Here is a 14,424-nt window from a genome sequence, read left to right on the forward strand (position 1 = left end):
GCCCAAAGAAGGAGACACTTCACACACTGACCCCCGCAGGACCCACTGTCAGGTCCTCTTTTTTGGGGTCGTGACTTAATGCATTAAGTCATCAATGACTGGCATCACATAACCTTTACAACAACAAAAGAGGTTCCGACAGATGATGGTTCGCAAGGTAGTACACCGCGCGTCTCTGGCAGTGGCTGTGGCCGCCGCCGTCACCGCTACGCCGCTGCAGGCGGCCGAAAGCCAGGCGTCGATTGAAGAGCGCCTGTCCAACCTGGAAAAACAGCTGGCCGAGGTGAAGCCCCAGGCCACCGGCGAGGAAGGCTTCGCCTTCAACACCTACGCCCGTTCCGGCCTGCTGCTCAATGATGACCTCAAGAGCGCGCCGGGCACCCCTTATCTGACCCCGGCCGGTTCCGTCGGCGGTGCGGTCGGCCGTCTGGGCAACGAGCCCGACACCTATCTCGAGGCGGTCCTCAACTACCGCCAGGTGGCCGAGAACGGCACCAAATCCCACTACCGGCTGATGATTGCCGACTCCACCACCTCCAGCAACGACTGGACCGCCGGCGACGGCGCCCTGAACGTGCGCCAGGCCTACGTGGAGTTCAGCGACATTGCCAGCTTTACCGGCGTGTTCCGCAACGCCTCCATCTGGGCCGGCAAGCGCTTTGACCGGGACAACTTCGACATCCACTGGCTCGACAGCGACATCATTTTCCTGGCGGGCCTGGGCGCGGGTGTCTACGACCTGCAGTGGACCGATGGCTTCAAGTCCAACGTGTCGGTATACGGTCGCAGCTTTCTCGATTTTCCATCAGACCCCCAGCTGGCGGGTGAAACCGACAGCACCGACAACATCATCCTCACCGCCAACAATTTCTTCGGCCCGGTGCAGTGGATGGTCAGCGGCATGACCGCCCAGGATAACGACCAGCGGGTAGTTGGTGGCGTGCAGGGGACCGCTGCGGATACCGGTTTCCACACCATGCTGGCCTATCACGGCGACAGTTTCTTTGGCCTGTCCGACGGCAACTTCAAGGCCGCGGTCCTGCACGGCGAGGGCCTGGGTGCGGAGGTCAAGAGCCTGGGCGCCGACGGCAACCTGAACGAGGATGCCAGCAGCACCCGCCTGGCGGTGTACGGTACCACCTACCTCTCTGACCATTGGCGCATCGCCCCGGCGATCCTGGCCGAGACCAGCAAGGACCGCTACATCAACGGCGACGAGTACAACTGGCTCACCTTCAACACCCGCCTGGCCAATGAGCTGACCGCCAACTTTGAGATGCAGTACGACGTGTCCTGGCAGACCATGGACCTGACGCCGAAGGGCTATCTGGGCCGGGCCGACGTCAACGGCAACTATACCCGCTTCACCATTGCGCCCACCTTCAAGCCCCAGGTCGGTGGCTTCTGGAACCGTCCGGAGATCCGCGTGTTCGCCAGCTATTCCACCTGGGATGACGAGCTGGACACCTATTCGTCCACGGACGCCCTGGGCGACTCCGCCACCGATTTCACCAGCGGCCAGTGGACTGTGGGCGCCCAGATGGAAATCTGGTTCTGACCGGACAACAACCCGAACACGAGGTGATGATCATGTCACGAATGACCATAAAACACTGGCTGCTGGGCGCCGCTGCGGGCCTGATGGCCGCCGCCGCACAGGCCGAGACCATTACCATTTCCTGCGGGGCCGTAGGTGCCGAGCGCCAGCTTTGCGAACAAGGTGTGAACGCCTGGGCCGAGAAAACCGGCAACGAGGTCAAGGTGGTGTCCACCCCGAACTCGGCCACCGAGCGGTTGTCGCTGTACCAGCAGCTGCTGGCGGCGCAATCGCCGGACGTGGATGTGTTCCAGATCGACGTGGTGTGGCCGGGCATGCTGGCCAACCACATGATTGACCTGACGCCCTACATGAAGGGCGCGGAGGACGATTTCTTCCCGGCGCTGATCCGAAACAACACCGTGGACGGCAAGCTGGTGGCCATGCCCTGGTTTACCGATGCGGGTGTTCTTTACTACCGCAAGGACCTGTTGGCCAAGTACGATCAGCCGGTGCCCCAGACCTGGGACCAGCTCACCGACGCCGCCCACGTGGTGATGAAGGGCGAGCGGGACGCCGGCAACGACAAGTTCTGGGGCTACGTCTGGCAGGGTCGGGCCTATGAGGGGCTGACCTGCGACGCCCTCGAATGGATCGCCAGTTACGGCGGCGGCACCATCATTGGCGCCGACGGCAAGGTCACCGTCAACAATCCCCAGGCCAAAGCGGCGCTGACCCGCGCCAGCAGCTGGATTGACGACATCTCGCCCCGCAGCGTGCTGAACTACACCGAGGAAGAAGCCCGGGGCGTGTTCCAGTCCGGCAACGCCCTGTTCATGCGCAATTGGCCCTACGCCTGGAGCCTGGCCCAGAGCGACGACAGCCCGGTGAAAGGCAAGGTGGGCGTGGTGGCCCTGCCCAAGGGCGGTGACGACGGCCAGCACGCCGGCACCCTCGGGGGTTGGCAGCTGGCGGTGTCCAAGTACTCAAAGAACCCGGATCTCGCGGCAGACCTGGTGCGTTACCTGACCAGCTACCAGGAACAGAAGCGCCGGGCGATCGAGGGCAGTTACAACCCTACCATCCCGGCCCTGTACAAGGATCAGGACGTGCTGGCGGCGGTGCCGTTCTTCGGCAAGCTGTACACCACCTTTGAAAACGGCGTGCCGCGCCCGTCGTCGGTCACCGGCGACCAGTACGGCCGGGTCTCCAACGCCTTCTTCAACAAGGTGCACAACGTGCTGTCCGGTGACGCCGATCCGGACACGGCCCTGGCCGCCCTTGAGCGGGAACTGCGGCGTCTCGGGCGCCGGGGCTGGTAACCGCCATGGCCCGCGCAACCCCGTCCCCGGCGCCCAGCGCGCCGGGTTCCACCCAGGCGGTCAACGCCGTCGGCCGTCGCCGGGCCGGTAGCAAGGTCCGGCGCCAGCGCCTGCGGGCCGCCTGGGGCTTTCTGATTCCCATGCTGGTGGTGCTGGCGGTGGTGGCCGGCTGGCCGCTGCTGCGCACCATCTGGTTCAGCTTCACCGACGCCAGCTTTTCGGACATCAGCCAGTACGGCTGGGTGGGCCTGGACAACTACCTGGTCTACGACGACGGCATGTGGTTCGGCGTGCTGGCGGACCCGGTCTGGTGGCATGCGGTCTGGAACACCGTGTTCTTTACCGTGGTGTCCGTGTCCCTGGAAACCGTGCTCGGATTGATCATCGCGCTGACCCTGAACGTGCAATTCCGGGGCCGGGGCTGGATTCGCGCCGCCACACTGATTCCCTGGGCCATTCCCACCATTGTCTCCGCCAAGATGTGGGGCTGGATGCTCAACGACCAGTTCGGAATCATCAACCACCTGCTGATGGCCCTCGGCATCATCGCCGAGCCCCTGAACTGGACCGCCAACGCGGACCTGTCCATGTGGGCGGTGATCATGGTGGATGTGTGGAAAACCACGCCGTTCATGGCGCTGCTCGCGCTCGCGGCCCTGCAGATGCTGCCTTCGGACTGCTACGAGGCGGCAAAGGTAGACGGCATCCACCCGGTGCGGGTGTTCTTCCGGGTCACTCTGCCGCTGATCACGCCGGCGCTGATGGTGGCGATCATCTTCCGGGTGCTGGACGCCCTGCGGGTGTTCGATGTGATCTACGTGCTCACCTCCAACAGCGAGGACACCATGTCGATGTCCGTGTACGCCCGGCAGCAGCTGGTGGAGTTCCAGGACGTGGGCTACGGCTCGGCCGCCTCCACGGTGCTGTTCCTGATCATTGCCCTGGCCACCATCACCTACCTGTACCTGGGCCGCAAACAGATCGGAGGTGACGCATGAGTGCCCGTACCCTTCAGCGTCTGCTGGCGCGCGCGGGTTTTGCTGCGCTGCTGGTGGCCATTGTGCTGTTCACGGTGTTCCCGTTTTACTACGCGATTCTGACCTCCCTGAAAACCGGCTCGGAGCTGTTCACCGTCAACTACTGGATCCAGTCGTTTGATCTGTCGAACTACGCCGCCGTGCTCGGCCAGAGCTCGTTTGTCCGCAGCATCGGGAACTCGGTGATGGTGTCGTTTGCCACCGTCGCCATCGCCCTCGGGTTTGGTCTCACCGCCGCCTACGCCCTCGGGCGGGTGCGCTTTCGGGGCCGGGGCACCGTGCTGATGATCGTACTTGGGGTCTCCATGTTTCCCCAGGTGGCGGTGCTGTCCGGCCTGTTTGAGGTGATCCGCAGCCTGGATCTGTACAACGATCCGCTGTCGCTGATCTTCTCCTACACCATCTTCACGCTGCCGTTCACGGTGTGGATTCTCACCACGTTCATGCGGCAGTTGCCCAAGGAACTGGAAGAGGCCGCCATCGTCGACGGTGCCTCCCCCATGACCACCCTGTTCCGGGTGTTCGTTCCGCTGATGTGGCCGGCCATGGCCACCACGGGGCTGCTGGCGTTCATTGCCGCGTGGAACGAATTCCTGTTTGCCCTGACCTTCACCCTCACCAACGACCAGCGCACGGTGCCGGTGGCCATCGCCCTCATTACCGGTGGCTCCCAGCACGAGCTGCCCTGGGGCAACCTGATGGCGGCTTCGGTGATCGTGACCGTGCCGCTGGTGGTGCTGGTGCTCATTTTTCAACGACGCATCGTGTCCGGCCTGACGGCGGGCGCGGTCAAAGGTTAACTAAGGAGTGTGTGTATGACCCAGCCATGGTGGAAAGGCGGCATCATCTACCAGATCTACCCGCGCAGTTTCCTGGACACCACCGGGGACGGCATTGGTGACCTGCGCGGTGTCACCGAAAAGCTGCCTTACGTGGCCTCGCTGGGGGTGGACGCGATCTGGCTGTCGCCGTTTTTCACCTCGCCGATGAAGGACTTTGGGTACGACGTGTCCGACTACCGGGGCGTGGACCCGATGTTCGGCACACTGGCGGACTACCAGGCGCTGGTGGCCGAGGCTCACCGCCTGGGCCTGAAAGTGGTGATCGATCAGGTGCTCAGCCACACCTCGGACGTACATCCCTGGTTCGAGGAAAGCCGCCAGAGCCGGGACAACCCGAAGGCGGACTGGTTTGTGTGGGCCGATCCGAAGCCGGACGGCACCCCGCCGAACAACTGGCTGTCGATCTTCGGCGGCAGCGCCTGGGCCTGGGACAGCCGGCGCGCCCAGTACTACCTGCACAATTTCCTGACCAGCCAGCCAGACCTGAACTTCCACAACCCGGCGGTACGCCAGGCCCAACTGGACAACCTGCGGTTCTGGCTCGACCTGGGCACCGACGGCTTCCGGTTGGACACGGTGAACTTCTACTACCACAGCCAGGGCCTGGAGGATAACCCGCCGGTGCCCCGGGACCAGCCCAAGACCTTCGTCGCCAGCGGGGTGAACCCCTACACCTACCAGCGCCACGTGCACGACTTGAGTCAGCCGGAAAACCTCGGCTTCCTGGAGGACCTGCGGGCGCTGATGGATCAGTACCCGGATACCACCCTGGTGGGAGAGATCGGTGATGACAAGCCGCTGGAGCGGATGGCCGAGTACACCCGGGGCAACGGCCGGCTGCACATGGCCTATTCCTTTGACCTGCTCTCGGACCGACACGGCACCGAGTGGGTCCGGGACGTGGTGCGCCGGTTCCAGCACGGCCTGGGCGAGGGCTGGCCCTGCTGGGCCCTGAGCAATCACGACGTGGTGCGGGTGGTGTCCCGCTGGGGCGATGGCGTGGACGATCCGGACGCCTACGCCCGGGTGCTGCTGGCCCTGCTGCTGAGCCTGCGGGGCAGCGTGTCCCTGTACCAGGGCGAGGAGCTGGGCCTGCCGGAAGCAGATGTCCCCTTCGAGGCGCTGCAGGACCCATACGGCATCGAATTCTGGCCCGCGTTCAAAGGCCGGGATGGCTGCCGGACCCCCATGCCCTGGAACGATGCCCCGGGCGCCGGCTTCACCGCCGGCCAGCCCTGGCTGCCCATTGATCCGGCGCACCGGGCCAGGGCCGTGTCCGTTCAGGACGCGGACCCCGGTTCCATGCTCAACCACAGCCGCCGGTTGATTCGCTGGCGCCAGCAGCAGCCGGCCCTGGTGTCCGGCCGCCTGGAACTGCTGGAAGACACCGGCGATGCCCTGTGCTGGGTACGCCGGGGCGGCGGCCAGGCCCTGCTGGTGGCCCTCAACCTCACTGGACAGTCCCTGCGGGTGCCCGTGCCGGTGCCCGTGATGGCGGTCCGGGACGAACCCGGCTTTGGCGGCCACATTGACGGCGATGACCTGGTACTGCCGCCGTACCAGGCGCTGTTTGCCGATATCTGAACGTTTGGGCGCCCGGCCCCGGTCGGGCGCATCACAGAGGAGTCTCCACCATGGCGTGTGTGGAACTGAAAAACATCAACAAGACCTTTGGAAAAGACGAGATCCTGCCGCGGGTGAACCTGCGCATTGAAGACGGGGAGTTCGTGGTGTTCGTGGGCCCCTCCGGCTGTGGCAAATCCACCCTGCTGCGGTTGATTGCCGGCCTGGAGGAACCCACCGGCGGAGACATCGAGATCGACGGCCAGGTGGTCAACGAACAGTCCCCGAAGGAGCGGGGCGTGGGCATGGTGTTCCAGTCCTACGCGCTCTATCCCCATATGTCGGTGTATGAGAACATCGCGTTCGGCCTGAAGCTGGGTAAGGCCAACAAGGGCCGGATCCGGGAGTGGGTGACCCGCACGGCGGAGGTACTGCAGTTGGAGAAGCTGCTGGACCGTAAACCCCGGGAGCTGTCCGGCGGCCAGCGCCAGCGGGTCGCGATCGGCCGGGCCATGGCCCGGGAACCGAAGATCATGCTGTTCGACGAGCCGCTGTCCAACCTGGACGCCAGCCTCCGGGTGCAGATGCGCACCGAGATCGCCAAGCTGCATGACCGCCTGCATTCCACCATGATCTACGTCACCCACGATCAGGTGGAAGCCATGACCCTGGCGGACAAGATTGTGGTGCTCAATCGCGGTAACGTGGAGCAGGTGGGCTCGCCCGTGGAACTGTACGAGCGTCCCGCCAGCCTGTTCGTCGCCGGGTTTATCGGGTCCCCGAACATGAACCTGATGGCCGCCCGGGTTCTTGATCCGGCCGGGCGCCGACTCGTCATCACTGGCCTGGGCAACCTGACGGTGGCCCGGGACCTGTCCGGTCTCAGCGCTGAGGCGCCGGTGACCGTCGGCGTTCGCCCGGAACATCTCGAGGTGGTGCTGTCTGGCCCCGACCAGGGGCTGGAAGTGGTCAACGTCGAGTATCTGGGCAACGAGGCCTATGTGTACGTGGATTTGCCGGCCATGAACGACCTGATGGTGGTGCGCCATCCGGTGCCGTGCCCGATCCAGCCCGGCCACCGGGTGGCGGTGACGGTGGACGCCGCGCGGGCCCACGTCTTTGACGGCCGGGGCCAGGCGCTGCCGGACCTGGCCGGGTCCGATGTTGCCGAATCCAAGTCGGCAAGCGCCGCCAGTCATTGAACAGAGCCAACGGTGTATACGGAGAACGGAGCCTGTGACCATTCCATCGGTAAGCCCCCGCGGAGGCAAACGCCTGACCGTGAAGGCCATGGCGGAGCTGCTGAACGTCTCCACCGCCACCATTTCCAATGCCTTCAACCGCCCGGACCAGCTGTCCGAAGCCAAGCGGCGCTGGATTCTGGAGGAGTGCCGCCGGCTCGGTTACCTGGGCCCGAACGCCGCCGCCCGAAGCCTGCGCACCGGCCGCACCGGCATTGTTGGCGTCATGCTGGCGGACAACCTGGCCTACTCTCTGACCGATCCGGTCGCCAACGAATTCCTGCACGGTGTTGCCGAGGAGTTCGACCGCCGGCAGCTCAACCTGCTGCTGCTGTCCAGTCACGACGACGACCCGTGCCGCAACCGGCTGCAGGAGTCCATGGTGGACGGCTTCATCATCTACGGCTGGCTGCAGGAGTCGGCCACCTACGACCGCCTGCTGCGCCACAACAAGCCGCTGGTGGCGGTGGATTTTGATCTGGAGGGCTGCACCTGGGTGAACGTGGACAACTACGACGGCGCCCGCCGCAGCGCTGAGCATGCCTTGGCGACGCCGCCCTCGAACGTGGCCATTCTGGGGCTGCGCCTGGTGGACAGCGATCGGGTGTGTCGGGTGCGGGACCGGGAGCTGTTCAACGAGGTCCGGGCCATTTCCGTACGGCGCCTGCACGGGTACCTGGACGCGCTTTCGACGGCCGGCCATACCGTGTCACCGGAACGGATCTGGTCCACCCCCACCAACAACCACCAGGACGCCTACCAGGCCGCCCGGGAAGCGTTGACTTCCAGCCCCCGGCCGGACCTGCTGCTGTGCATGAGTGACCGGATTGCCCTGGCCGCCATCCAGGCGGCGTTGCAGATGGGCCTGCGGGTGCCCGAGGACCTGCGGGTGGTGGGTTTTGACGGCATTCCCGAGGGCGCCAACATCCACCCGTCCCTGACCACGGTGTACCAGCAGAGCGCCGAAAAAGGCCGCACCGCCGCCCGCATTTTCCTGGGGGAACAGGAGGATCGGAACGTGCTGCTCCGCACCCGCCTGCTGGTGCGGGAAAGCTGCCCCTGACAACCGTTCCCGATCCGGAGCCAACACCATGTCCGACATTCTCTGCTTTGGCGAAGCCCTGATTGACCTGCGGGCCGAGCCCGACGGCGATGGCCTGAGCTGCCTGCCCCAGCCCGGCGGGGCGCCCGCGAACGTGGCGGTGGGGGTGGCCCGCCTGGGCGGGCGCGCGGCCTTCGCCGGGCAGGTGGGTGACGATGCCTTCGGTCACAGCATTCGTCGGGCGCTGGCCGGCTACGGCGTCAATCTGAACGCCCTGGCCGTTACCGGCGAGGCCAACACCGCCCTGGCACTGGTGTCTCTGGACGGTGCCGGGGAGCGCAGCTTCCGTTTCTACCGGCAGGACACCGCGGATCTTCGCTACCGGGCCGACCAGTTGCCGGCCTCGGCCCTGGCGGACGCCGGGCTGTTCCACCTGTGTTCCAACACCCTCACCGAACCGGCCATCCGGGATACCAGCCATACGCTGGTCCGCCGTGCCCGGGACGTCGGCTGCCTGATCAGCCTGGACGTGAACTTTCGGCCCGGGCTCTGGCCCCGGCCCGCCGAGGCGGCCGGCGTTATTGAGACGCTGGCCGGAAGCGCCGATCTGGTGAAATTCAGCCGGGAGGAACTGGAGGCCCTGTATGGCGCAGAGCACCCTCGGGTGATCGACGGTCTGCTGGCCCGTGGGGTGCACTGGGTGGTAGTGACCGATGGCCCGGGGCCGATAACCGCGTTCGCCCGGCCGGAGGTCTGTGCCGGGCCGCTGACGGTACCGGCTCCGAGCGTCACCGCGGTGGATACCACTGCCGCCGGGGATGCCTTCGTCGCCGGCCTGCTGTTCCGGCTCCGGGCCGACGGCGTGACGGCGAACCGCCTGCCCCGGTGGCTGGCGGAACCCGGTCAGGCGCGCGAGGCGCTCGGGTTTGCGGCCCGCTGCGGTGCGGCGGCCGCCACCCGCCCGGGGGCCTTCGCCGCCATGCCCGCCCTTACCGATCTCGGGTGAGTGTCGCCAAGGGCGCCGGCCGCCCCCAGTAGTAGCCCTGACCGAACAGACCCGGGAACTGGGTCAGCCATTGGGCCGTGGCGTTGTCTTCCACCCCTTCGACCACCACCTTGAGGTTCAGGGTGGTGCCCAGGTCCAGGGCCATGCGCAGCACCGTGCGCCGGCGTTCGTCGTCGAGGATGCCCTGGAGCAGGCTTCGGTCGATCTTCAGCTCGTCGAGACGGAAGCCCGCGAGCATGCCCAGGGACGACTGGCCGGTACCAAAATCGTCGAGGGACAGGCGCACGCCGGTTTCACTGAGCCGGGCCAGGGTGCAGGCAGCCAGGGCCGGATCCGCCATGACCGCGGTTTCGGTGATTTCCAGGATCAGCCGGTCCGGGGCGAGCCCATGACTTGCTACGGTGCCAGCCACAAACGCCACGAAGTCCGGACGGGCCAGGTCCGTGGCGGAAACGTTCACGGCGACGGCCACGTCCGGCCCGAACCGTTCGGCAAGGCGGTGGTAATCCTGGCACGCCTGCGCCAGCACCCAGTTGGTCACCTTGGGAATCAGCCCCACCTGCTCGGCCACCGGTATCCACTGGTCCGGGGGAATCTGCCCGAACTCCGGATGGCGCCACCGGGCCAGGGCCTCAAGGGACATCACCTCGCCATCGGCAATGCGGACCTTGGGCTGGTACTCCAGCCAGAGCTCCCGTTTGCGAAGGGAGCCTTCGAGCTCCAGCATCAGGATCTGCTGGCGGTACTGGTGTTCGGCAATGGCGGGATCGTACACGGTGATTCCGTCGCCGTCGGCCAAGGAAGCGAAGCCGGCGCTGGACACCAGCTCCGGGACGGTTACCCCGTGTTCCGGCGCGTAGGCCACGCCCACCGTCGGTCCCCAGGAAAAACTGAAACGGCCTTCCCGGAACTGGGCCCGCAGCCAGCGGGTCACGCTCTCCAGGGCGCGGCCGTCGTCCGGCTGGTCACTGTCGTCCCGCCGGTACGCGAAGGCGTGGTTCGCCAGGTCGAGAGACGCCACGGCAAAGCCGTTGATGGGAATCAACCGGTCTCCCAGGGTGCGCCGGATAAACGTATTGAGATGGCGCAGGTACTGTTTGAGCAGCGTTTCCGTGGTGCGGTAACCGAGCACCTGCTGCAGTTCATTGATGCGGGACAGCCGGATCATGCAGATGGCAAACGGCTGCTCCGGCCGCTCCCGCTCGCTCAGCGCTTCTTCAAACATCACCCGGTTCGGCTTTCCGGTGATCCGGTTGGTTTTCAGCAGCCGGTCGACGTCCTTTTCCACCCGGGCCCGAAGCCGCCGTTCCTCGCGGAAGCGTTCGTCGCTCCGCTGCTGGCGCTTGCGTTCCTGAATCACCGACCGGGCCACGCCGCTGGTCAGGATGAGTGAGCCCAGCGCGGCCCCGAGGAAATACGCCGAGTCGGTAAACGGGTTGACCGGGAACAGCCCCACGACCCGGGCCGATGACAGCATGGCCCCGACCAGGATTACCAGTATGGCCAGCGCCAGTGCCCCGGCGTTCGGCTTGTCCCGGTGGTGCACCAGCAAGCCGAGAATCACTGTGCCGGTGATGGCGCACAGCACCAACAGGGAATGCTGGCCCAACCAGTCCAGGCCGAACGGCGCCGCAAGCAGGTGGACGCCGGCCAGAATGCTGAACCCGCGCAGCAGGCGGGCGCCCCGGGAGCCGGTGTCCAGGAACAGGATGGTGAACTCGCACAGGGCGACCAGGCACAGCGGCAGGCAGGCGCCAATCAGCGTGTTCAGGGCCGGGAGACCGGGCCACAGCAGCCAGTAGCCAATGCCGTCCATGATCAGTTGGCTGAGGATCACGCCCGTCAGGAAGACGCTGAGCCAGCCGAGCCCCAGGGACCCCAGGCGCGCCGCGGCACTCAGGGTCAGCAGCAGGGCGAACGCCAGCAGGCCGGTGATGAGCATCTTCCAGACCAGCCCGATCACCGTGCCCGCGCCGGGTGAGGTGTTGTCGCCCAGCGCGAGGGGGAGAACGGTGGCGCCGTTGTTGCGGACCTCCATCATCAACGTGGAGCGCCCCGGCGGCACCGTGATGGGCCAGACCCAGTCCGGCAGGTCCACCAGCCGAGGCGTGCCGGAGCGATCGCCCAGCACCGGCAGGAACTGGCGCTGTCCGTCCGGTGTGATCAGCACCGGTCGAAGAACGTCAAGAAACGGTGCCGTGACCACCAGATGCTGTCGCCGGCTGACCGTGTCGGTGTTGCTCAGGTGGATTCGATAAGTGACCGGGCGGTAGGGAAAGCCGAGGCCGGAGTGGCTGGGATCAATGCGGGTCCAGGCATCGCTGTGTTCCGCAGCAGGAGTGGCCAGCACCGAGTCCAGCGGTTGCATCTGATAGGCCAGGTCCGGCAGCAGCTGGACCGGTGACGGCGAGGCGCTGGCCGCGGCGTGCGTCGGATACAGCCCGTGACCGGCGACTGCGGTGCCGCCGGGCCAGTTGGTGACGCCGAGAATGTAGGCAAACCCCACCAGAAGCAGGGCCAGGGGTAGCCAGGCGTGAGTGGCCGTCAGCAGACGAGCCGTACGGGGCGAGTCCATGCAGCGGGGTCCTTGTCGACTCGGGCGTTTTACGCAATTTTACAGGCTGTTACGTTCTGTAAAATATTGATTATGCAGTAATTTTACCCGGTTTTACAGAATCCTGCATGGGGAATCCTGGTTGGTCAGGCAACGCTGGTGATTTCGTCCTGGGACAGGGCACGGAAATCGCCCGGCGCCAGCGCCGGGTCCAGCGCAATCGCGCCTACCCGCAGGCGGTGAAGCGCGGTGACCCGGTTGCCGACCGCGCCCAGCATGCGCTTGACCTGGTGGTAGCGGCCCTCGGCGATGGTGAGTTCGATGCGGTCCGGCGCGAGCTGCGTCACAATGGCCGGTCGGGTAGGCCGATCTTCCCCGTTCAGCACCAGGCCCTCGGCCAGTTGCCGGGCGGCGTCGTCGGTCAGGGGTTCGGCCAGGTCGACCCGATAGGTTTTCGGGCAGTCCCGGCGAGGGGACGTGATGCGGTGGGACCACTGGCCGTCGTCGGTGAGCAACAGCAATCCGGTGGTGTCCCGGTCCAGCCGGCCCACCAGGTGCAGGCCGCGGGCGAGGTCTGGGGGCAGCAGGTCGAGCACGGTGGGGTGGTCGCTGTCCCGGGTGGCACTAACCACCCCGGCGGGCTTGTGCAGCATCAGGTAGCGGGGCCCGGCGGCGGCCAGGGGCTGGTCATCAAGGCAAACCCGATCGGCTTCCGAGACTTTGCGGGCGGCGTCCCGGCAGGGCACGCCGTCCACGGTCACCCGGCCGGCCCCAACCGCGCGCTTCGCCTCCCGGCGGGACAGGGCGCTGCGCTGGCTGACGAATTGGTCCAGGCGGTCCGGCATCAGGGCTGATCAATCACCCGGAGGCTGGCCAACAACTGCTGGCCGGGGTAGCCGTCCGGCACCAGGCCCTTGGCCTGCTGATACTGCCGAATGGCCGCGCGGGTGGCGGGCCCGAGGATCCCGTCCGGCTCACCCGCGTCAAAGCCAGCGTCGTTCAGCGCCGTCTGCAGCTGGATCACCCGGCTTCTGGACAGGCTGGGCACGTCTTCCGGTGGTGGCTGTTGCAGCTTGCCGGCGCCGGCAATCCGGTCCGCCAGGTAGCCGACGGCCACCGCGTAATACTCCGACTGGTTCCAGCCCATGATCACCCGGAAGTTGTGGTACACGAGGAAGGCCGGGCCGCGATGGCCGGCAGGCACCAGCAGCTTGGCCTTTACCGGCTCGTCCGCCAGCGCGTTGCCGAAGGCATCGGTGATGCCTTTTTTACGCCATTCGCTCAGGGGCAGGCGCCGTCCATCGGCCAGGCTGTAGTCGAAACCCTCGGGAAGGCGCACCTCCCGACCCCAGCGATAGTCCCCGTCCCAGCCCATGGACTGCAGGAAGTGGCCGGCGGACATCAGAGCGTCCGGCAGGCTGTGCCACAGATCGCGCTTGCCGTCGCCGTCGGCGTCCACCGCGTGGGCCAGGAACACGGTTGGCATGAACTGGACATGGCCCATGGCGCCGGCCCAGGAGCCTTCCATCTGGTCCGCGGGAATGTCGCCCTCGTCGATGATTTCCAGGGCCGCCATCAACTGGCGACTGAAAAACTCGCTGCGGCGGGGATCGCAGGCCAGGGTGGTGAGGGCGCTCGGCACGGACATCTTGCCGAAGTATTTGCCAAAATTGGTTTCCAGGCCCCAGAACGCCACCAGATAGGGCCCCGGGACGCCGGTTTCCCGGGTGATCCGCTCGAGCAGGTCGGCGTGTTCCCGGAGCAGTTCCCGGCCCTCGGTCACCCGGTCGTCGTTGACCCGGCGGTTCAGGTAATCGGCAAAGGTGGTGGTGAACTCTGGCTGCCGGCGGTCAAGGTCAATCACCCGCTGAAGGTACTCGGCGTTGGCCATGACCGCCTGCGCCGTTTGCGGGCGAACGCCCTCGGCCACGGCCCGTTGTTCCAGGCGCTGCTTGCAGGCACCGAAGTCCTCGGTGGGGGTGGCCTCAGGGGTGGCGGCGTCGGCTGCCCCGGCGGCGTGGACGGTGCCGGCGCCGATCAATGCGGCGGCCAGGGCCAGTGAGCGTTGCAACGTCCGTGCGGATGGTGTGAACACGCGATACCTCGAATCCCGGTGAAATCAGTTCCCAGGCCCATGGTAGCGCGTTTCGGCCCCGCGAAAATACTGTCGTGAACGGCAGCGGATAGGGGGTGCCAAACGGGTCCTGGATTGTGCCTTTTTGTTGCGGTGGGCGGCCATCAGGCCGCCCTTTGTTCTATAGTTGGTCGACAAAGACCGTC

Annotated in this window: 11 protein-coding genes; 8 read left to right on the plus strand and 3 right to left on the minus strand. The window is 66.1% G+C overall.

The window, feature by feature from the left end; translation table 11 throughout:
- Positions 1 to 142 precede the first annotated feature (142 nt).
- The 8 genes from V3388_RS01080 to V3388_RS01115 are packed head-to-tail and all read left to right on the plus strand — an operon-like array spanning position 143 to position 9,590.
- Positions 143 to 1,558, plus strand: coding sequence for a carbohydrate porin (locus tag V3388_RS01080; RefSeq protein WP_336365671.1), 1,416 nt, complete (start codon positions 143 to 145; stop codon positions 1,556 to 1,558).
- 32 nt (positions 1,559 to 1,590) lie between these two features.
- Positions 1,591 to 2,859 (plus strand): ABC transporter substrate-binding protein, encoded by a 1,269-nt coding sequence (locus V3388_RS01085; RefSeq protein WP_442915592.1) that lies wholly within the window; start codon positions 1,591 to 1,593, stop codon positions 2,857 to 2,859.
- A 5-nt stretch (positions 2,860 to 2,864) separates the two neighbouring features.
- Positions 2,865 to 3,857 (plus strand): carbohydrate ABC transporter permease, encoded by a 993-nt coding sequence (locus V3388_RS01090; protein WP_442915593.1) that lies wholly within the window; start codon positions 2,865 to 2,867, stop codon positions 3,855 to 3,857.
- On the plus strand, positions 3,854 to 4,696 hold the full coding sequence (locus V3388_RS01095; protein WP_336365672.1) for a carbohydrate ABC transporter permease: 843 nt from the start codon (positions 3,854 to 3,856) through the stop codon (positions 4,694 to 4,696). Before V3388_RS01090 ends, V3388_RS01095 begins: the two co-directional genes overlap by 4 nt.
- Positions 4,697 to 4,711: 15 nt before the next feature.
- A complete protein-coding gene (locus V3388_RS01100; protein ID WP_336365673.1) occupies positions 4,712 to 6,322 on the plus strand; it encodes an alpha-amylase family glycosyl hydrolase in 1,611 nt (536 codons plus the stop codon).
- 50 nt (positions 6,323 to 6,372) lie between these two features.
- On the plus strand, positions 6,373 to 7,503 hold the full coding sequence (locus V3388_RS01105) for an ABC transporter ATP-binding protein (protein ID WP_336365674.1): 1,131 nt from the start codon (positions 6,373 to 6,375) through the stop codon (positions 7,501 to 7,503).
- Between the two features lie 34 nt (positions 7,504 to 7,537).
- Positions 7,538 to 8,605 carry a LacI family DNA-binding transcriptional regulator gene (locus V3388_RS01110; RefSeq protein ID WP_336365675.1) on the plus strand — a complete coding sequence of 356 codons (1,068 nt, stop codon included), beginning with the start codon at positions 7,538 to 7,540 and terminating at the stop codon, positions 8,603 to 8,605.
- Positions 8,606 to 8,633: 28 nt separating this feature from the next.
- Complete coding sequence (locus V3388_RS01115; protein ID WP_336365676.1) at positions 8,634 to 9,590, plus strand: carbohydrate kinase family protein; 957 nt, start codon at positions 8,634 to 8,636, stop codon at positions 9,588 to 9,590.
- Here the strand turns inward: V3388_RS01115 and V3388_RS01120 are convergent.
- From V3388_RS01120 to V3388_RS01130, 3 genes are all read right to left on the minus strand, one after another.
- On the minus strand, positions 9,574 to 12,165 hold the full coding sequence (locus V3388_RS01120; protein WP_336365677.1) for an EAL domain-containing protein: 2,592 nt from the start codon (positions 12,163 to 12,165) through the stop codon (positions 9,574 to 9,576). The genes V3388_RS01115 and V3388_RS01120 overlap by 17 nt on opposite strands.
- A 125-nt stretch (positions 12,166 to 12,290) precedes the next feature.
- Positions 12,291 to 12,989 carry a 16S rRNA pseudouridine(516) synthase RsuA gene (rsuA, locus tag V3388_RS01125; protein ID WP_336365678.1) on the minus strand — a complete coding sequence of 233 codons (699 nt, stop codon included), beginning with the start codon at positions 12,987 to 12,989 and terminating at the stop codon, positions 12,291 to 12,293.
- Positions 12,989 to 14,239 (minus strand): lytic murein transglycosylase, encoded by a 1,251-nt coding sequence (locus tag V3388_RS01130; RefSeq protein WP_336365679.1) that lies wholly within the window; start codon positions 14,237 to 14,239, stop codon positions 12,989 to 12,991. Before V3388_RS01130 ends, rsuA begins: the two co-directional genes overlap by 1 nt.
- Between the last annotated feature and the right edge of the window lie 185 nt (positions 14,240 to 14,424).

This window comes from Marinobacter sp. C2H3, assembly GCF_037080155.1.
GTDB lineage: Bacteria > Pseudomonadota > Gammaproteobacteria > Pseudomonadales > Oleiphilaceae > Marinobacter.

Coding starts and splice junctions, on each gene's coding strand:
- V3388_RS01080 (WP_336365671.1), top strand. CDS start 143: ATGATGGTTCGCAAGGTAGTACACCGCGCGTCTCTGGCAGTGGCTGTG.
- V3388_RS01085 (WP_442915592.1), top strand. CDS start 1,591: ATGTCACGAATGACCATAAAACACTGGCTGCTGGGCGCCGCTGCGGGC.
- V3388_RS01090 (WP_442915593.1), top strand. CDS start 2,865: ATGGCCCGCGCAACCCCGTCCCCGGCGCCCAGCGCGCCGGGTTCCACC.
- V3388_RS01095 (WP_336365672.1), top strand. CDS start 3,854: ATGAGTGCCCGTACCCTTCAGCGTCTGCTGGCGCGCGCGGGTTTTGCT.
- V3388_RS01100 (WP_336365673.1), top strand. CDS start 4,712: ATGACCCAGCCATGGTGGAAAGGCGGCATCATCTACCAGATCTACCCG.
- V3388_RS01105 (WP_336365674.1), top strand. CDS start 6,373: ATGGCGTGTGTGGAACTGAAAAACATCAACAAGACCTTTGGAAAAGAC.
- V3388_RS01115 (WP_336365676.1), top strand. CDS start 8,634: ATGTCCGACATTCTCTGCTTTGGCGAAGCCCTGATTGACCTGCGGGCC.
- V3388_RS01120 (WP_336365677.1), bottom strand. CDS start 12,165: ATGGACTCGCCCCGTACGGCTCGTCTGCTGACGGCCACTCACGCCTGG.
- rsuA (WP_336365678.1), bottom strand. CDS start 12,989: ATGCCGGACCGCCTGGACCAATTCGTCAGCCAGCGCAGCGCCCTGTCC.